Source organism: Janthinobacterium sp. CG3, from assembly GCF_000344615.1.
Taxonomy (GTDB): domain Bacteria; phylum Pseudomonadota; class Gammaproteobacteria; order Burkholderiales; family Burkholderiaceae_D; genus Janthinobacterium.
In genome coordinates this window covers 2005548-2023768 of the sequence record NZ_KB467824.1, presented here as the reverse complement: position 1 = coordinate 2023768, position 18221 = coordinate 2005548, and the positions used below count along the sequence as shown (strand labels likewise).

The window sequence follows — 18221 nt, the reverse complement described above, 5'->3', positions numbered from 1 at the left end:
GTGGCGCCACCCGCTGGCAGCCATGCCGCTGTTTATGGTCCGCAACCCGGCCTCGGGCGCTGCGCCGGTCGACGCGACCATGTGCGCCATATCAACCGGAAAATTCTCGAACATCGGCCCGACGACCGGGTGCAACTGCTCGCCGTGCGGGGAAGGGCGGCTTGCTCTTCCAAAAGTGCCATGCGGCGGCGATGTGGGCGAAGTGGAGCGCGTGCTCGGCAGGCCGGAAAGGTGGGTGGTGGGTGGTGGATGGTCGCGGTAAAACGCTGTAACGAGATGTTCTAATTTTTCGGAGGTTCAAAATGAAGAAATTCGTATCTGCATGCCTGCTGGTCTGTCCCTTGCTCGCGCTGGCCGAGGAACCGATGGTGTTGTGCATCGAGGACCAGGCCGCCGCGCCGTTCACGTTTCCGAACAAGGACGGCACCATGCAAATCCTGCTGAAAATGGCGTCGAAGGAAGCGGCGGTGCCGGTCAACCTGACCATCGCCGCGTGGAAGCGCTGCATCGAGAACACGCGCTCGGGCAGCATGAACGGTATCGTCAACGCCGGCAACACACCGTTCCACGCCGAGTACGCGGCGTTTCCGCTGCTGCCCACCGGCAAACCGAACACCGGCATGTCGCTGGCCTCGATGTCGGTGATGGCCTACCGCGTCAAGGGCAGCAAGGCCTCGTGGGACGGGAATAAGTTCACCGACGTTAGCAAACCGGTCCTGATACCGGCCGGATTCGCGACCATTTCGGACCAGTTGAAATCGCTGAACACGCCGTTTGACGATAACGTCAAGGAGCCGCTGCGCAATTTGCACAAGTTGATCGCCGGGCAGGGCGAGATCGTGCTGGGTTTCGAGACGGAAATGAATTCCCTGATCGCCGGCCGCAAGGACGTCGCCGACAAGGTCGAGATGGTGCCGACCAAGTTCATGACGACCGACTTCTACGTCGCCTTCAACAAGGCGTATTACGCCTCCCACAAGGCGCAGGTCGACGCGTTGTGGAATGCGATTCCGAAGGTGAAAAAATCCAAGGAATACCAGGACGCGATCAAGGACATCAAGTAAAGCCAGCGTGCCGCGGGTGGCGACAATACACCGGCGGCGGAGCTTGGGCGGCTTCGGCGTTGGATTCATCAAAACCGGGGGGGCGTCACGCCGGGGTCGGACCGCAGGTCCGATCCCGGCTCTTTGCTTTGGCTTGCTTTCCAGCGGCGCCGGCGCGCTTCTATCCAACTCAGTGGGCGACGACGACTTTCACTTTGGCGTCGCGCAGCACCTGCATCATGCGCGGCGGCGGTTCGGCGTCGGTAAACAGCACGCCGATCTGCGACAGGTCGGCCATGCGCACCAGCGCCTTGCGGCCGAATTTGTCGTGGTCGGCCACCAGCCACACTTCGCGCGACTGTTCGATGATCGCCTGCGCCACCTTCACTTCGCGCGCGTCGAAGTCGCGCAGGCTGCCGTCCTCGTCGATGCTGGAGATGCCGATGATGCCGATGTCGACCTTGAACTGGCGGATGAAGTCGATGGTCGCCTCGCCGACGATGCCGCGGTCGCGTCCGCGCACCACGCCGCCGGCGACGATCACTTCGCAGTCGGCGTTGTCGGCCAGGATCGCCGCCACGTTCAGGTTGTTGGTCACCACGTGCAAGCCCTTGTGGTGGGCCAGCGCGCGCGCCACCTCCTCGGTGGTGGTGCCGATGTTGATCAACAGCGAGCAGCCGTTCGGCACGAACTCGGCGACCGCGCCGGCGATGCGCCGCTTCGCTTCGCTGTTGAGCGTCTGGCGCTGGCTGTAGTCGATGTTCTCGACCGACGAGGGCAGGCCGACGCCGCCGTGGTAGCGCGCCAGCAGCTTCGCCTCTTCCATCTGCTTGACGTCGCGCCGCACCGTTTGCGGCGTCACGTCCAGTTGCTGCGCCAGCTCCTCGACGGACATCGTCACTTTCTGGCGTACCGCTTCGAGTAGTCTCCGTTGGCGGGGATTGAGTGTCATATTTTTATCACTTTTCTTCTGTGGAACCACAAACGAACAAAAACGAACAATAAATTATAAGAATATGTTGCTACTCTTTCGTATTTTGTCGTATCTTATGCTCTGTATCTTAACCAGAGTAGCGCGCCCTGCATAGTCCCCTTATGCACGCACTGCACAACAAACTCCTTGATTCGGGAATGAGATGGCTTCAGCGCAGCACAATATCGATTGCGACGTCCTGGTGGTGGGCGGCGGCATCAACGGCGCCGGTATCGCGCGCGACGCCGCCGGCCGCGGACTGTCGGTGGTTTTGTGCGAGAAGGACGACCTGGCGTCGCACACCTCGTCCGCCTCCACCAAGCTGATCCACGGTGGCTTGCGCTACCTGGAATACTATGAATTCAATCTGGTGCGCAAGGCGCTGATCGAACGCGAAGTGCTGCTGCGCTCGGCGCCGCACATTATGTGGCCTTTGCGCTTCGTGATGCCGCACGCCAAGGGCCAGCGCCCGGCGCTGCTGATACGCGCCGGCCTGTTCCTGTACGACTTCCTGGCCAAGCGCGAAATTTTGCCCGGCTCGCGCGGCGTCAACCTGAAAACCCACGCGGCCGGCAAGCCGCTCAAGCCCGAGTTCACCCGCGGCTTCGTGTACTCCGACGGCTGGGTCGACGACGCCCGCCTGGTGGTGCTGAACGCGATGGACGCCAAGGAGAGGGGCGCCAGCGTCTTCACGCAGACCAGCTGCGCCAGCGTCGAGCGCCATGCCGACAAGTGGCACGCCAAGCTGGTGCGCAACGACGGCGGGGAAATCAGCGTCAAGGCGCGTTGCATGGTCAACGCCACCGGCCCCTGGACCGCCGACTTCCTGCAAACGGCCGCGCCTGAGGCGAAGGGCAAGAGCCTGCGCCTGATCAAGGGCAGCCACATCGTCGTCAAGCGCCTGTTCGAGCATGACAACGCGTATATCTTCCAGCATCCGGACGGGCGCATCGTCTTCGCCATTCCGTACGAGCAGGATTTCACGCTGATCGGCACCACCGACCTCGATTACAAGGGCGACACCAACAAGGTCGCCATCGACCAGGACGAAATCAATTACCTGTGCGAGCTGTCGAGCTATTACTTCAGCAAACCGATCAAGCCGGCCGACGTGGTCTGGACCTACTCGGGCGTGCGCCCGCTGGTCGAAGACGAGGCGGCCGACGCCAAAGCGGTGACGCGCGACTATCGCTTCGAGCTGGACCAGAACGGCCCCGCGCTGCTGAGCATTTTCGGCGGTAAGATCACGACCTTCCGCAAGCTCGCCGAAGAAGCCGTCGACCTGATCGCGCCGGTGCTGAAGAACCAGCACGGCAGTTGGACCGAAACGGCTTGCCTGCCCGGCGGCGACGTGTTCGGCCCGACGCCGCAGAACCGCTCGGTGCTGGAATTCAGCCAGTTCGTGCACGGCTTGCAACAACAGTACGCCTGGCTGGCGCCGAAGGTGGTGGCGCGTTACGCGCGCGCCTACGGCACCCGTATCCACGCCATGCTGGCCCGGCGCGCGCGGCTGGCCGACATGGGCGAGGAAATCGCCGCCGGCCTGTACGCGGCCGAGGTCGAGTACTTGCGCACACATGAATGGGCCGGCAGCGCCAAGGATATTCTATGGCGCCGTTCCAAGCTGGGGCTGCATTTGCCCGCGGACACCGCCGTCAAACTCGATGCATGGTTGGCGGCGAATCGCGGATAGGCGATCAGCTGGTTTTGACGTGTTGGGCAGTGCGATCGCGATCCATATCAGAGAGCGCGGCGGAATCAAGAGAGAAACAATCAAGGAGGAGGACCAAGTGCAACTCGTACTGGAAAATATCAGCAGCAAATATGGTGCTGAAGACCATTTGTACCCGATGTCGCTATCGTTGGTGCCCGGCGCGATCAACGTGCTGCTGGGCACCACCAAGGCCGGCAAAACCAGCCTGATGCGCGTCATGGCGGGGCTGGACCGGCCCAGCGCCGGCAAAGTGCTGGTCGACGGGCGCGACGTCACCGGCGTGTCGGTCAGCAAACGCAACCTGGCGATGGTGTACCAACAGTTCATCAACTACCCGGCGTTCAGCGTGTACGACAACATCGCCTCGCCGCTGCGCATCCGCAAGGTGCCGGAGGCGCAGATCCGTCCGCGCGTGCTGGACCTGGCCGAGCGCTTGCACATCACGCCGTACCTGCAACGCACCCCCGGCGAACTGTCCGGCGGCCAGCAGCAGCGCTGCGCGCTGGGCCGCGCGCTGATCAAGGACGCCGACCTGTTGCTGCTCGACGAGCCGCTGGTCAACCTCGACTACAAGCTGCGCGAGGAATTGCGCCGCGAGTTGACCGACCTGTTCTCGGACGGCAAGACCACGGTGGTCTACGCCACCACGGAACCGCTGGAAGCGCTGCAACTGGGCGGTTACGTCTCGGTGCTGCACGAAGGGCGCCTGCTGCAACAAGGCCGCACGCTGGACGTGTTCAACGCGCCCAACTCGGTGCAGGTCGCGCGCACCTTCAGCGATCCACCGATCAACCTGATGCGCTGCAAGATCGACGCCGCCGGCGTCGCCCACCTCGGCTCCGGCCTGTCGATTCCGCTGAGCGCCGAACAGCGCCAGGCGGCCGGCAAGCACGCCGAGGTCACGCTCGGCCTGCGCGCCCACAGCCTGCACCTGGTGCCCCGTTCGCCTTCCGAATTCGCCATCGAGACCCAGGTCGACCTGGCCGAAATCGGCGGCTCGGAAACCTATGTGCACGCGCGCCGCGGCGACATCGCCCTGGTGGCGCAGTTGAACGGCGTGCACAACCTGGAGATCGGCTCGGTCTGCAATATGTACTGCAAGCCGGAAGCCCTGTTTGTTTTCAGTCCCGACGGCGCCTTGTTGTTCGCGCCCTCGCTGCCATTTTCCGGAGCATAAGCATGGCCCGCATTGAATTGATCGATCTGGCGCACGCCTATAAACCAAACCCGACCGAGCCGACCGACTACGCGTTGCGGCCGATGACCAAGACCTGGGACGACGGCGGCGCCTACGCCTTGCTGGGGCCTTCCGGCTGCGGCAAGACGACGCTGCTCAACATCATCTCCGGCCTGGTCAAGCCTTCGCACGGCAAGGTGCTGTTCGACGGCAGGGACGTGACGCAGTTGCCGACCGAGGCGCGCAACATCGCCCAGGTGTTCCAGTTCCCGGTGATCTACGACACCATGACCGTCTACGACAACCTGGCCTTCCCGCTGCGCAACCGCGGCTGGAAAGAGCAGGACATCCGCAAGCGCGTCGAGCAGGTTGCGCAGATGCTGGAAATGATGGGCGAACTGAAGCACCGCGCCAGCGGCTTGTCGGTCGACGCCAAGCAAAAGATTTCGCTGGGCCGCGGCCTGGTGCGTCCCGACGTCGCCGCCGTGCTGTTCGACGAGCCGCTGACGGTGATCGACCCGCATCTGAAATGGTTGTTGCGCCGCAAGCTCAAGGAAATCCACCACGAGTTGAAATTGTCGCTGATCTACGTCACCCACGACCAGGTCGAGGCGTTGACCTTCGCCGACCAGGTGGTTGTCATGACCCAGGGCGAAGTGGTGCAGACCGGCAGCGCGCAGGCGCTGTTCGAGGAACCCGAGCACACCTTCGTCGGCTACTTCATCGGCAACCCCGGCATGAATTTGCTGAACTGCTCGGTGCAGGACGGCGCCATCCGCGTCGCCGACCACAGCATGCCGCTGTCGGAGCGGGCCAAGGCCGCGCTGGCCGGCGCCACCGGCAAGATCACGCTGGGCGTGCGCCCGGAGTTCGTCGAATGCTTGGCCGCGCCGCAAGCGGACGCGGTGCCGGCAACGGTGGTGGCGGTGCGCAACATGGGCACCCACTTCCTGGCCGAGTTCCGCCTCGGCGTGAACACCGTGGCGGCGAAGGTGCGCGTCATCGACGCCGTCGCCGGCGGCCAGGTCTGGTTGCGCTTCCCGCAAGAGCGGACCCTGTACTACGTCAACGATAAACGGGTGGCCTAATGAAAAAAACATATAACAACCGGGCCTGGTTCCTGATTCTGCCCGTCATCATCTGCGTCGCCTTTTCGGCCATCCTGCCGTTGATGACGGTGGTGAACTACTCGGTCCAGGACATCCTGAGCCCGACCCAGAAAGTATTCGTCGGCACCGAATGGTTCCGCATGGTGCTGCTCGACGCCGACCTGCACGGCGCGCTGATCCGCCAACTGGTGTTCTCGCTATCGGTGCTGGCGATCCAGATTCCGCTGGGCATCCTAATTGCCCTGTGCATGCCGGCGCACGGCTGGAAGGCGTCGATGGCGCTGGTGCTGATCGCGCTGCCGCTGCTGATCCCATGGAACGTGGTCGGTACCATCTGGCAGATTTTCGGCCGCGGCGACATCGGCCTGATGGGTTACAGCCTGAACTCGCTGGGCATCAACTACAACTACAGCGGCAGCGCCACCGACGCCTGGCTCACCGTGATGCTGATGGACATCTGGCATTGGACGCCGCTGGTGGCCCTGCTCGGTTACGCCGGCCTGCGCGCGATTCCCGACGCCTACTACCAGGCGGCGCGTATCGACGGCGCCTCGCGTATCGCGGTGTTCCGCTATATCCAGTTGCCGAAGATGCGCAACGTCTTGATGATCGCGGTGTTGCTGCGCTTCATGGACAGCTTCATGATCTACACCGAGCCGTTCGTGCTGACCGGCGGCGGACCGGGTAACGCGACGACATTCCTGTCGCAATACCTGACGCAAAAAGCCGTCGGCCAGTTTGACCTGGGACCCGCGTCGGCGTTCTCGCTGATCTACTTCCTGATTATCCTGCTGTTCTGTTTTGTCCTGTACACCTGGATGCAGCGTGTCGGCACCGGAGACGAAAAATGATGAATAAACGTATTGCCGGGCCTTTGCTGGTGGCCTTCCTGCTGCTGTCGCTGTTGCCGATTTACTGGATGCTGAACATGTCGCTGAAGACCAACGAGGAAATCGTTGGCACCCTCAGCCTGTGGCCGCGGCACCTGACGTTCGACAACTACAAGACCATCTTCACCGACGCCTCGTGGTACAGCGGCTATATCAACTCGATGATCTACGTCGCCATGAACATGCTGTTCTCGGTGGCGGTGGCCTTGCCGGCGGCGTACGCGTTTTCGCGCTACTCCTTCATCGGCGACAAGCACCTGTTCTTCTGGTTGCTGACCAACCGCATGACGCCGCCGGCCGTGTTCCTGCTGCCGTTTTTCCAGCTGTACTCGTCGGTGGGCCTGATGGACACTCACCTGGCCGTGGCGCTGGCGCACATGGTCTTCAACGTGCCGCTGGCGGTGTGGATACTGGAGGGCTTCATGTCCGGCATTCCGAAGGAAATCGACGAGACGGCGTATATCGACGGCTACAGCTTCCCGAAATTCTTCGTCAAGATCTTCCTGCCGATGATCAAGTCCGGCGTTGGCGTGACGGCGTTCTTCTGCTTCATGTTCAGCTGGGTTGAACTGCTGCTGGCGCGCACCCTGACCTCGGTCAACGCCAAACCGATCGCCGCGACGATGACGCGGACCGTGTCGGCGGCGGGGATGGACTGGGGCGTGTTGGCCGCGGCCGGCGTGCTGACAATTGTTCCGGGTGCGTTGGTGATCTGGTTTGTTCGGCATCACATTGCCAAAGGTTTCGCGATGGGAAGGGTATAAAAAATGGAAAATACGGAAAGCCTGTTTGCGTGGATGAACTGGACCCCGCCGGTGGCGATTTTCTTCGTCGCGATTGTCACGATGTTGATCGGCATGACGCTGTGGCAGATCAAATCGCCGAGTATCGAGCGCAAGGGATTTTTGCCTATGCCGACGACGCGCGGCGACCGCTTATTCATTAGCTTGTTGACGGCGGCGTATGTTAATCTCGCTTGGGCCGCTTTCACTACCCCGGAGATTCCGCAAGCGATCGGCGCCGGAGTGAGTTTTGTTGTGTTGTTGGTGGTAATGCGTTGGGGTTAAATCGTTGGGATGTTCGAACTATAAAAAGGAGATTGAAGATGAAATTGAAATTCACGGCCCTCGCGGCTGCCGCGATGCTGGTGTCGGGCGCATCTTTGGCCGACACCAAGTCGGCTGAAACCTGGGTCAACAAAGAGTTTCAACCGTCCAGCCTGAGCAAGGCGCAGCAGATGGAAGAAATGAAGTGGTTTATCGAAGCCGCCGACAAGTTGAAGAAAAAAGGCATCAAGGAAATCAGCGTGGTGTCGGAAACCATCGACACCCACGTCTACGAATCGAAGACCCTGGCCAAGGCGTTTGAAGAAATCACCGGTATCAAGGTCAAGCACGACATTATCCAGGAAGGCGACGTCGTCGAGAAACTGCAGACCTCGATGCAATCGGGTAAAAGCATTTACGACGGCTGGGTGTCGGACTCCGATTTGATCGGTACCCATTATCGCTACGGCGCCATTGAGCCGCTGTCCGATTACATGAAAGCGGCCGGCAAGGATTACACCAATCCGGGCCTGGATTTGAAGGATTTCATCGGCACCAGCTTCACCACGGCGCCGGACGGCAAGCTGTACCAGCTGCCCGACCAGCAATTCGCCAACGTTTACTGGTTCCGCGCCGACTGGTTCGCGCGCAAGGACCTGCAAACCAAGTTCAAGGCTAAATACGGCTACGACCTGGGCGTGCCGCAGAACTGGTCGGCCTATGAGGACATCGCCGCCTTCTTCACCAACGACGTCAAGGAAATCGACGGCAAGAAGGTGTTCGGCCACATGGATTATGGCAAAAAAGACCCGTCGCTGGGCTGGCGCTTCACCGATGCCTGGTTGTCGATGGCCGGTGCCGCCGACAAGGGTATCCCGAACGGCCTGCCGGTCGACGAGTGGGGCATCCGCGTCGCCGCCGACAAGTGCACGCCGGTGGGCGCCTCGGTCTCGCGCGGTGGCGCCACCAATTCGCCGGCCGCCGTCTACGCGCTGACCAAGTACGTCGACTGGATGAAGAAGTACGCGCCGCCGCAGGCGAACGGCATGAACTTCTCCGAATCCGGCCCGGTGCCGGCGCAGGGCGAAATCGCCCAGCAGATCTTCTGGTACACCGCGTTCACCGCCGGCATGATGAAACCGGGCCTGCCGGTGATGAACAAGGACGGCACGCCGAAATGGCGCATGGCGCCGTCGCCGCACGGTCCCTACTGGAAAGAGGGCATGCAGAACGGCTACCAGGACGTCGGTTCCTGGACCTTCTTCAAGTCCACCCCGGACGACCGCAAGGCGGCGGCCTGGCTGTACGCGCAGTTCGTGACCTCGAAAACGGTGTCGCTGAAGAAATCGATCGTCGGCCTGACGTTTATCCGCGAATCCGATATCAAGCACGACTACTTCACCAAGCACGCCAACGAATACGGCGGCCTGATCGAGTTCTACCGCAGCCCCGCGCGCGTGGCGTGGACGCCGACCGGTACCAACGTGCCGGACTATCCGAAGCTGGCGCAGTTGTGGTGGAAAAACGTGGCCCAGGCCGTGACCGGTGAGAAAACGCCGCAACTGGCGATGGACAACCTGGCCGAGGAAATGGACCAAGTGATGTCGCGCCTGGAGCGCGCCGGCATGAAAGCCTGCGCACCGAAGCTGAACCCGAAAGGCGACCCTAACAAGTACCTGTCGGACACGGCCGCGCCGTGGAAGAAGCTGGCGAACGAAAAACCGAAGGGCGAAACCATCGCCTACGACAAGCTGCTGCAGGCTTGGAAGGAAGGCCGCGTCAAGTAAGAGCTGTGGCAAGCCGCGGCACGCCGCGGGTCCAAACAGCGCATTCCGCTTGCCGGGAAGGTATCATCGGTTCGTCCTGGGCCGACCGATGCCTTCCCGTTTTCATATCGTCTTCAAACATGACCAAATACATTCTCGCCCTGGACCAGGGCACGACCAGTTCGCGCGCCATCCTGTTCGACCACGCGGGCCATCCGCACGCGAGCGCACAGAAGGAATTCCGCCAGATCTTCCCGCAGCCGGGCTGGGTCGAGCACGACGCCAACGAGATCTGGGAATCGCAGATCGGCGTGGTGCACCAGTTGCTGCGCGAGAGCGGCGTCGGCGTCGCCGACATCGCCGCCATCGGCGTGACCAACCAGCGCGAAACCACGGTGCTGTGGGACCGCGCCAGCGGCGAGCCGGTGGCCAACGCCATCGTCTGGCAAGACCGGCGCAACGCCGCCTTCTGCGAACAGTTGCAGGAGCAGGGCAAGGCCGGGCTGTTCCAGGACAAGACCGGGCTGGTGCTGGACGCCTACTTCTCCGGCACCAAGCTGAAATGGCTGCTCGACAACGTGCCGCGGGCGCGCGAACGCGCCGAGCGCGGCGAGCTGGCATTCGGCACCATCGACACCTGGCTGATCTACAAGATGAGCGGTGAACACATCACCGACCCGAGCAACGCGGCGCGCACCATGCTGTTCAACATCCACACGTTGCAATGGGATGAGGAATTGCTGGCGCTGCTGGACATTCCCGCCTCGCTGCTGCCGGCCATCGTGCCCAGCAGCGGCGTGGCGGCGCACACCCGCGCCGAGCTGCTGGGCGCGCCGCTGCCGATCGCCGGCATCGCCGGCGACCAGCAGGCGGCCACCTTCGGCCAGGTCTGCTTGAAGCCGGGCATGGCGAAAAACACCTTCGGCACCGGCTGCTTCATGCTGATGAACGTCGGCAAGCAGCCGATCGCCTCGAAAAACCGCCTGCTGATGACCATCGGCTGGAGCCTGGGGCAGGGCGCCGCCGCGTCCACCGATTATTTGTTGGAGGGCAGCGCCTTCGTCGCCGGCGCCGCCGTGCAGTGGATGCGCGACGGCCTGGGCATCATCCGCGACTCGTCCGAGGTCGAGGCGCTGGCCACCAGCGTGCCCGACACCGGCGGCATGGTCTTCGTGCCGGCCTTCGCCGGCCTGGGCGCGCCGTATTGGGACCCGTACGCCCGCGGCACGCTGGTCGGCATCACGCGCGGCACCACGCGCGCGCACATCGCCCGCGCCGCGCTGGAAGGCGTGGCCTACCAGAACGTCGACGTGCTGAGCGCGATGCAGAAGGACGCCGCCATTCCGCTGACCGAACTGCGGGTTGACGGCGGCGGCGCCCGCAACGACATGATGATGCAGTTCCAGGCCGACATCCTCGACGTGCCGGTGGTGCGTCCGGTGGTGACGGAGACGACGGCGTTGGGCGCGGCCTATCTGGCCGGCCTGGCCGTGGGCTTCTGGGCGTCGCTGGAGGAAATCTCCTCGCAGTGGAAGATGGCGCGCCGCTTCGAGCCGAACATGGCCGCCGACGAGCGCCTGAGCCGCTTGCACAAGTGGCAAAGCGCGGTCGACCGTTCGCGCGACTGGAGCGAGTAAGCTTGTTAGCGCGATTTGCCTAGCGCGGCTTAGCCGCCCGACAACGTTGGCCCGGAGCGGCGCGACCCGCTTCGGCCAACATTGCCCGATTACGCAGCGCTCATCCGACCGACGCCACGTTCAGTGGACGGCATCGTCGCCGGACCCCGGTTCTGCGCCGGTGGTTTTTTTGGCGCGCCCGCTTAACCGCGGTAGCGGTGAACCCGGTATTTCTTGACCACGCCGTCCGGGCGGAACAGCACGATCACTTCGCGTCGATGCGCCGGGCCGAAGAGCGCCGTGCGGCCGATCAGGGGCAGGTAGCGCGCCAGGCCGGCATCCTCCTCCTTGTTCTTGTAGACCCAGACGTCGTAGCCGCTGTCGAGGCTGATCGCGGTGGCCTGGCCTAGCGCGGTGTCCAACTCGGTCTTGGTGGTTTTGCCGACGGTGATGCCGTGCTCCGGCGCCTCGGCCCGGCGCGCCGCGCTGGCATGCTGCCAGGTCGCGGCGCAGCCCGCGATGGCCAGCGCGGCCAGGCAGCCCAGGGCGATTTTTGCGATCATTTTCATCAAGATGTGCTCCGCTTATGCATCGTTCGAGTCTGCGGCCGGGCCCGCCTGGCGCGTCGCAAGCGCGGGGGTATGGTCAGGCCGGGACTGGAATCGGTGCGCGGCCTTGATATCGGGGCCTAGTGTCGCCAATTCCCAGCGAAAGCACGATCTATTTGTCGGAAGGCGCGTTATGCGGACCGCAAGGTATCGGTAAACGGTACTTTTGCCGTTTCGATACGCCCGGGCCCGGCCCGCCGCGGCGAAATCCTGCCGTGCGGTAAATCATGGCTGGATTCTGATACCATGAATAGGAATCCGCCCGGTGAGGGGCGGGCGTTTTCCGATGGGGCTGTTTGGATGGCGACAGGGCGGCACGGCAGGCAACAACGATCGGGCGGGCGCGGGCGCCGGCCGCGCGCGGCGGCGTTCGGCGACGTCGCCTCCTACGACTCGATAGCGCGCTTCAAGCGCCTGTTCGAAGGCCACCCCTATCCGATGTGGGTGTACGACCTGGAAACGCTGCGCTTTCAGGTCGTCAACGCCGCCGCGGTTAGCCACTACGGTTACACCGAGGCGGAGTTCCTGCAAATGACGATCAAGGACATCCGTCCGTCCGAGGAGCTGGAGCGGCTGGCCGGCGACCTGGCGGCGTCCTCGGCGACGCGGCCGCACCACTCGAGCCAGTGGACCCACGTCAAGAAGGACGGCAGCCGCATCGCCGTCGACATTTCCTCGCACGCGGTGACGATTGCCGGCAGGGCGTCGCGCTTCGTGTTCGTGCACGACATGACCGAGCGCAACCGCTCCCTGCTGGCGCTGCAGTTGCGGGGGCGGGCGATCGAGGCCAGCGTCAACGCCATCGCCATCACCAGCTACCGCGACGGCGCCGACCTGATCGAGTACGCCAACCCGGCGCTGGCGACGCTGTCCGGCTATGCCGCCGACGAGCTGGTCGGGCGCAACCTGGAATTGCTGCTGGGCCAGGCGCCGGACCCGGACGACCGCGCCGCGCTGCGCGGCGCCCTGCACGCGCAGGGCGAGGTGTCGATATTGCTGCGCCATTACCACCGGGACGGCACGCTGTTCTGGTGCCAGTTGCACGTGGCGCCGGTGAGCGATGCCGGCGGGCGCGTCAGCCACCACGTGTGCGTGTTGAACGACATGACGGCAACCATGCGCTACCAGGCCCAGCTGGAGCACCAGGCCAACCACGACGCCCTGACCGGCCTGCCGAACCGCAATTTGCTGGGCGACCGGCTGGCGCAGGCGCTCAGCTACGCGCAACGCTACGGCCACGCGGTGTGGGCGGTGTTCATCGACCTCGACCACTTCAAGCTCATCAACGACAGCCTTGGCCACCAGATGGGCGACCAGTTGCTGCGCGTGGTCGGCGCGCGCCTGCGCGCTTGCCTGCGCGACAGCGACACCGTGGCGCGCCTGGGCGGCGACGAGTTCATGCTGGTCCTGCTCGACACGCCGCAGACGCGCTTGTCGCCGGCCTTGCTGAACAGCGTGCTCGACGCGGTGGCGGCGCCGGTCCGGCTCGGGCAGCACGACGTCACCGTCACCTGCAGCGTCGGCGTCAGCCTGTATCCGCAGGACGGCGCCGACGCCGAATTGCTGCTCAAGCACGCCGACATCGCGATGTACCGCGCCAAGGACGCCGGGCGCAACCAGGTCCAGTTCTACGCGCCGGCGATGCAGGCGCGCATCGCCGAACGCACCCTGATCGAGACGCAGTTGCGCGGCGCGCTGGCGCGCCAGGAATTCAGTCTGCACTACCAGCCGCGGCTGGACTTGCGCAGCGGCCGGGTGGTCGGCATGGAAGCCTTGCTGCGCTGGCAGCATCCGCAACTGGGCATGGTGGCGCCGGCGCGCTTCATCGGCGTGGCCGAGGAAACCGGCCTGATCGTGTCGATCGGCCTATGGGTGCTGCAGAGCGCGTGCGCCCAGAACCGGGCCTGGCAGGACGCCGGCCTGCCGCGCCTGCGGGTGGCGGTGAACCTGTCGGCGCGCCAGTTCCGCGACCCCGGCCTGGCCGACGACGTCGTGCGCGCGCTCGCCGCCAGCGGCCTGGCGGCGCGGTTTCTCGAACTGGAGCTGACCGAAAGCCTGATGATGGACAATATCGACGAGGCGGTGGCGACGCTGGCGCGCCTGAAGGCGCTGGGCGTCGCGCTGTCGATCGACGACTTCGGCACCGGCTACTCCAGCCTGGCCTACCTGAAGCTGTTCCCGCTCGACTACCTGAAAATCGACCAGTCCTTCGTGCGCGACATGCTCGGCGACCCGAGCGGGGCGGCCATCGTGCGCTCGGTGATCGCGCTCGGGCACAGCCTCAATTTCAAGATCATCGCCGAGGGCGTCGAGACGGCGGCGCAACTGGCCTATCTGCGGCGCCACCAGTGCGACGAGATGCAGGGCTACCATTTCAGCCGGCCGCTGCCGGCCGAGCAGCTGGCCGAACTGCTGCGCCGCGAGGGCGCGCCGGCGCCGGATGGGCAGCCGGGCGCGCGCAAGCCGACGTTGCTGCTGCTCGACGACGAGCCGAACGTGCTGTCGGCGCTGGCGCGCCTGTTCCGCGCCGACGGCTACACCATCCTGCGCGCCGACACGCCGCAGCAGGCGTTCGACCTGCTGGCGCTGCACCAGGTCGAGGTGGTGATCAGCGACCAGCGCATGCCGGCGATGAACGGCACCGAATTCTTCAGCCGCGTCAAGAAGATCCACCCGGGCACCATCCGCATCATCCTGTCGGGCTACGCCGACCTCGACTCGGTGCTCAACGCCATCAACCGCGGCGAAATCTACCGTTTCTACACCAAGCCGTGGGACGACGCGGCGCTGCGCGAGAACATCCGCGAGGCGTTCCGCTACCACCAGTTGATCCACGGCGCGCTGCCGGTGGCGTGAACGCGGCGCCGGCTACAGCGCCTCGGTCGACAGCTCCAGCGTTTCCTTGATCTCCTCCATCACCACATAGCTCTTCGACTGCGCCGCGCCGGGCAGTTGCAGCAGCATGTCGCCGAGCAGCTTGCGGTATTCGGCCATCTCGTGGATGCGCGCCTTGATCAGGTAGTCGAAGTCGCCCGACACCAGGTGGCATTCCTGCACCTCGGGAATGCGCAGCACTTCGCGGCGGAACTGTTCGAAGGCCATCGCCGACTTCTGGTTCAGCGTGATCTCGACAAACACCAGCAGCCGCGCCCCCAGTGCGGCGGGCTCGACCTTGGCGTAATATCCGGTAATGACGCCGTCGCGCTCCATGCGCTTGACGCGCTCGATGCAGGGCGTGATCGACAAGCCGACGCGCTCGCCGAGGTCCTTCATCGAAATGCGGCCCTCGCGTTGCAAGATGCGCAGGATGTGGCGGTCGAGCTTGTCGAGGCCGCGCGACGACTCTTTAAGAATTCGCATGATTAATTACTGAATATTCCATTTTATACGTGAACAAATGCTGTTCAATTCCCAATATGATAGCGGTTAATCTGGCAATCTGGTCGAAATTCAAGCGAGGAAATTATGCGTATCGTGATTCTTGGTAGCGGCGTCATCGGTGTTACCACCGCCTATTATCTGGCCAAGCAGGGACACGACGTTACCGTCCTCGACCGCCAACCGGGTCCGGCGCTGGAAACCAGCTTCGCCAACGCCGGGCAAATCTCGCCGGGCTACGCCTCGCCGTGGGCGGCGCCGGGGATTCCGCTGAAAGCCATGAAATGGATGCTGCAGCGCCACTCGCCGTTGGCCGTCGCGCCGGACGGCACGATGTTCCAGTTGCAATGGATGTGGCAGATGTTGCGCAACTGCACACACGAGCGCTACGCGGTCAACAAGGAGCGCATGGTGCGCCTGGCCGAGTACAGCCGCGACTGCTTCAAGACCTTGCGCGCCGAGGCCGGCATCAACTACGAGGGCCGGCAGCAGGGCACGATGCAATTGTTCCGCACTGAAAAACAATTCGCCGACGCCGCCAAGGACATCCAGGTGCTGAAGGACTCCGGTGTGCCGTACGAACTGCTGACGCGCGACGAACTGGCGCGCGCCGAGCCGGCGCTGGGCGCCATCAAACACAAACTGGTGGGCAGCCTGCGCCTGCCGAACGACGAAACCGGCGACTGCCAGCTGTTTACCACCCGCCTGGCGGCGATGGCGGCGGCGCTGGGCGTGAGGTTCCGCTACAACGTCGCCATCGACGGCCTCGACGTGGCCGGCGGCGCCATCGCCGGCGTGCGCTGCGGCGCCGAGGTGGTCAAGGCGGACGCCTACGTCGTCGCGCTGGGCGCCTACTCGACCACCTTGCTCAAGTCGCTGGTGGACATTCCGGTGTATCCGATGAAGGGCTACTCGATCACCGTGCCGATCGTCGACGCCGCGCGCGCGCCGGTGTCGACCATCCTCGACGAGAGCTACAAAATCGCCGTGACGCGCTTCGACGACCGCATCCGCGTCGGCGGCATGGCCGAAATCGCCGGCTTCGACACGCGCCTGCACCCGCGCCGCCGCGCCACGCTGGAAATGGTCGTCAACGACCTGTTCCCGGGCGCCGGCGACACCGCCAAGGCCGAATTCTGGACCGGGCTGCGGCCGATGACGCCGGACGGCACGCCCATCGTCGGGCGCACGCCGCTGCGCAACCTGTACCTGAACACCGGCCACGGCACGCTCGGCTGGACCATGTCGTGCGGTTCGGCGCAAATGCTGGCCGACCTGATCTCGTTGAAACAGCCGGCCATTCGCGCCGACGACCTGTCGGTATCGCGCTACAGCGGCGCGCCGCGGCGGGGCGGCCTGAACCTGGCCGGGGCGTAAACATGGCGCCGAACCCGCACAAGAACCGCAGCGGCGCCATCCTCACCATCGACCTCGACGCGGTGCGCGCCAACTACCGGCTGCTGCGCGCGCGCGCCGCGCCGGCGGCCTGCTCGGCGGTGCTGAAATCGGACGCCTACGGCCTGGGCGCGATTGCCGTCGCCGCCGCGCTGTACGACGAAGGCTGCCGGCACTTTTTCGTCGCCCACCTCGACGAGGGCATCGCGCTGCGCCGCCACGTCGCGGCGGACGCCGCCGTCATCGTGCTGCACGGCCCGCCGGTGGGCACCGACGCCGACTTCACCGCCAACGGCCTGACCCCGGTGCTCAACAGCGTGCAGCAAGTGGCCGGCTGGCGCGCCCACGCCGCGGCGCTGGGGCGCACGCTGGGCGCCCTGATCCAGGTCGACAGCGGCATGTCGCGCATGGGCATGGCGCCGGCCGAAGTGGACGAATGGCTGGCCGACCCGCACTTCCTCGACGGCATCGCACTGGAATACCTGATGAGCCACCTGGCGTGCGCCGACCAGCCGGACAACCCGATGAACGCGCTGCAACTGGCGCGCTTCAACGCGATCCGCGCGCGGGCGCCGGCCTGCCCGGCCAGCTTCGCCAACTCCTCCGGCGTCTTCCTGCCGAAGGCCTACCACTTCGAGCTGGTGCGCCCGGGCGCGGCGCTGTACGGCATCGCCCCGGTGGCCGGCGCGGCCAACCCGATGCGCCCGGTGGTGCGGCTGCAGGGAAAAATCCTGCAAACGCGTACCATCGAACCGGGCGACCACGTCGGCTATAGCCGCCGCTACACCGCCAGCGAAACGCGGCAGGTGGCGACCGTCTCGGTGGGCTACGCCGACGGCTGGATGCGCAGCATGAGCAACAACGGCGTGGCCGTCGTCGACGGCGTGCGCGTGCCGCAGATCGGCGCCATTTCGATGGACAGCATCACCCTCGACGTCAGCGCCATCGCGCGCGAACGCGTCGCCGCGGGCAGCCTGGTCGACCTGATCTGCGCCGAACACCCGGTCGACGCCGTGGCCAGCCTGGCCAACACCATCGGCTACGAAGTGCTGACCAACCTCGGCCGGCGCTACTACCGCGAATACACCGGCGCCTGACGCAACAAGCTTGGGGTCTTGAAATGGTGGGTTTCAGTGAGGAAACCGCCATGCCGAGACCCCGTTGTTGTCATTCTCGATCACCCCTTCCTGAGCCGGCATCCGCACCCCGCTTTAAGCCGGAGTATGGTTTGATCGCACCAATTCCCGGCTTGCCGGCGGCAATGTGGGCGCCCCCGACCGGGTTGCGCCCGCCCCGCAACCGCCACGGCGTCGATCACTTCGCGCGGCAAGCTCCACATCGACGCCTTGCCCGCCATGGATACGCTTGTTGCATCGAGACACGAAAGCCGCCATGTCGAGATCCGACCCCGGGGGTGTCGCATCGCCATGCTTGCTCGGCGGCGCGGCTGCGCCTTGTTTGGCGCCGGTAAGGTGCGGCAGAGGTGATGATTTTGTGCCAATATAG

Annotated in this window: 15 protein-coding genes; 12 read left to right on the top strand and 3 right to left on the bottom strand. The window is 64.5% G+C overall.

Going from position 1 to position 18221, the window contains the following annotated elements; all coding sequences use genetic code 11:
- Nucleotides 1-302 precede the first annotated feature (302 nt).
- Nucleotides 303-1064, top strand: a complete 762-nt coding sequence (locus JANGC3_RS0108745) for a hypothetical protein (RefSeq protein ID WP_157406534.1) — start codon at nucleotides 303-305, stop codon at nucleotides 1062-1064.
- Between the two features lie 169 nt (nucleotides 1065-1233).
- On the opposite strand, the gene JANGC3_RS0108740 is transcribed toward JANGC3_RS0108745, so the two are convergent.
- A complete protein-coding gene (locus JANGC3_RS0108740; protein WP_026132743.1) occupies nucleotides 1234-1995 on the bottom strand; it encodes a DeoR/GlpR family DNA-binding transcription regulator in 762 nt (253 codons plus the stop codon).
- A 184-nt stretch (nucleotides 1996-2179) separates the two neighbouring features.
- On the opposite strand from JANGC3_RS0108740, the gene glpD reads away from it, so the two are divergent.
- From glpD to glpK, 8 genes are all read left to right on the top strand, one after another.
- Nucleotides 2180-3709, top strand: coding sequence for a glycerol-3-phosphate dehydrogenase (glpD, locus tag JANGC3_RS0108735; RefSeq protein WP_017876107.1), 1530 nt, complete (start codon nucleotides 2180-2182; stop codon nucleotides 3707-3709).
- Nucleotides 3710-3806: 97 nt separating this feature from the next.
- Nucleotides 3807-4907, top strand: a complete 1101-nt coding sequence (locus JANGC3_RS0108730) for an ABC transporter ATP-binding protein (RefSeq protein ID WP_026132742.1) — start codon at nucleotides 3807-3809, stop codon at nucleotides 4905-4907.
- Nucleotides 4908-4909: 2 nt separating this feature from the next.
- Entirely contained in the window at nucleotides 4910-5995 is a 1086-nt protein-coding gene (locus JANGC3_RS0108725; RefSeq protein ID WP_017876104.1) for an ABC transporter ATP-binding protein, read from the top strand.
- Entirely contained in the window at nucleotides 5995-6867 is an 873-nt protein-coding gene (locus tag JANGC3_RS0108720; RefSeq protein ID WP_017876103.1) for a carbohydrate ABC transporter permease, read from the top strand. Before JANGC3_RS0108725 ends, JANGC3_RS0108720 begins: the two co-directional genes overlap by 1 nt.
- Nucleotides 6867-7670 (top strand): carbohydrate ABC transporter permease, encoded by an 804-nt coding sequence (locus JANGC3_RS0108715; protein ID WP_026132741.1) that lies wholly within the window; start codon nucleotides 6867-6869, stop codon nucleotides 7668-7670. The genes JANGC3_RS0108720 and JANGC3_RS0108715 overlap by 1 nt, the downstream gene beginning before the upstream one ends.
- Nucleotides 7671-7673: 3 nt before the next feature.
- The gene (locus JANGC3_RS0108710) at nucleotides 7674-7973 is read left to right on the top strand and encodes a DUF2160 domain-containing protein (protein ID WP_017876101.1); all 300 of its coding nucleotides are present in this window, start codon (nucleotides 7674-7676) and stop codon (nucleotides 7971-7973) included.
- Between the two features lie 38 nt (nucleotides 7974-8011).
- Nucleotides 8012-9739, top strand: a complete 1728-nt coding sequence (locus tag JANGC3_RS0108705) for an ABC transporter substrate-binding protein (protein WP_017876100.1) — start codon at nucleotides 8012-8014, stop codon at nucleotides 9737-9739.
- Between the two features lie 119 nt (nucleotides 9740-9858).
- Nucleotides 9859-11355, top strand: a complete 1497-nt coding sequence (gene glpK / locus JANGC3_RS0108700; protein ID WP_017876099.1) for a glycerol kinase GlpK — start codon at nucleotides 9859-9861, stop codon at nucleotides 11353-11355.
- A 182-nt stretch (nucleotides 11356-11537) separates the two neighbouring features.
- Here the strand turns inward: glpK and JANGC3_RS0108695 are convergent, their stop codons facing one another.
- Nucleotides 11538-11903 (bottom strand): hypothetical protein, encoded by a 366-nt coding sequence (locus JANGC3_RS0108695; protein ID WP_017876098.1) that lies wholly within the window; start codon nucleotides 11901-11903, stop codon nucleotides 11538-11540.
- 339 nt (nucleotides 11904-12242) lie between these two features.
- Between JANGC3_RS0108695 and JANGC3_RS28880 the strand changes: the two genes are divergently transcribed.
- A complete protein-coding gene (locus tag JANGC3_RS28880; RefSeq protein WP_017876097.1) occupies nucleotides 12243-14798 on the top strand; it encodes an EAL domain-containing protein in 2556 nt (851 codons plus the stop codon).
- A gap of 12 nt (nucleotides 14799-14810) precedes the next feature.
- Here JANGC3_RS28880 and JANGC3_RS0108685 read toward each other — a convergent pair whose 3' ends face one another.
- Nucleotides 14811-15302: an Lrp/AsnC ligand binding domain-containing protein gene (locus JANGC3_RS0108685; protein WP_017876096.1), complete on the bottom strand. Its 492-nt coding sequence runs from the start codon at nucleotides 15300-15302 to the stop codon at nucleotides 14811-14813.
- A 105-nt stretch (nucleotides 15303-15407) separates the two neighbouring features.
- Between JANGC3_RS0108685 and JANGC3_RS0108680 the strand changes: the two genes are divergently transcribed.
- Together JANGC3_RS0108680 and alr are read left to right on the top strand one after the other, a co-directional pair.
- Nucleotides 15408-16697, top strand: a complete 1290-nt coding sequence (locus tag JANGC3_RS0108680) for a D-amino acid dehydrogenase (protein ID WP_017876095.1) — start codon at nucleotides 15408-15410, stop codon at nucleotides 16695-16697.
- Between the two features lie 2 nt (nucleotides 16698-16699).
- Nucleotides 16700-17812, top strand: a complete 1113-nt coding sequence (alr, locus tag JANGC3_RS0108675; protein WP_017876094.1) for an alanine racemase — start codon at nucleotides 16700-16702, stop codon at nucleotides 17810-17812.
- Nucleotides 17813-18221: the final 409 nt, after the last annotated feature.

Excerpts from the sequence above, each read along its gene's own strand:
- JANGC3_RS0108680 (WP_017876095.1), top strand. The coding sequence starts at position 15,408 with ATGCGTATCGTGATTCTTGGTAGCGGCGTCATCGGTGTTACCACCGCC.
- JANGC3_RS0108740 (WP_026132743.1), bottom strand. The coding sequence starts at position 1,995 with ATGACACTCAATCCCCGCCAACGGAGACTACTCGAAGCGGTACGCCAG.
- glpK (WP_017876099.1), top strand. The coding sequence starts at position 9,859 with ATGACCAAATACATTCTCGCCCTGGACCAGGGCACGACCAGTTCGCGC.
- JANGC3_RS28880 (WP_017876097.1), top strand. The coding sequence starts at position 12,243 with ATGGCGACAGGGCGGCACGGCAGGCAACAACGATCGGGCGGGCGCGGG.
- JANGC3_RS0108685 (WP_017876096.1), bottom strand. The coding sequence starts at position 15,302 with ATGCGAATTCTTAAAGAGTCGTCGCGCGGCCTCGACAAGCTCGACCGC.
- alr (WP_017876094.1), top strand. The coding sequence starts at position 16,700 with ATGGCGCCGAACCCGCACAAGAACCGCAGCGGCGCCATCCTCACCATC.
- glpD (WP_017876107.1), top strand. The coding sequence starts at position 2,180 with ATGGCTTCAGCGCAGCACAATATCGATTGCGACGTCCTGGTGGTGGGC.
- JANGC3_RS0108705 (WP_017876100.1), top strand. The coding sequence starts at position 8,012 with ATGAAATTGAAATTCACGGCCCTCGCGGCTGCCGCGATGCTGGTGTCG.
- JANGC3_RS0108715 (WP_026132741.1), top strand. The coding sequence starts at position 6,867 with ATGAATAAACGTATTGCCGGGCCTTTGCTGGTGGCCTTCCTGCTGCTG.
- JANGC3_RS0108725 (WP_017876104.1), top strand. The coding sequence starts at position 4,910 with ATGGCCCGCATTGAATTGATCGATCTGGCGCACGCCTATAAACCAAAC.
- JANGC3_RS0108745 (WP_157406534.1), top strand. The coding sequence starts at position 303 with ATGAAGAAATTCGTATCTGCATGCCTGCTGGTCTGTCCCTTGCTCGCG.
- JANGC3_RS0108710 (WP_017876101.1), top strand. The coding sequence starts at position 7,674 with ATGGAAAATACGGAAAGCCTGTTTGCGTGGATGAACTGGACCCCGCCG.
- JANGC3_RS0108720 (WP_017876103.1), top strand. The coding sequence starts at position 5,995 with ATGAAAAAAACATATAACAACCGGGCCTGGTTCCTGATTCTGCCCGTC.
- JANGC3_RS0108695 (WP_017876098.1), bottom strand. The coding sequence starts at position 11,903 with ATGAAAATGATCGCAAAAATCGCCCTGGGCTGCCTGGCCGCGCTGGCC.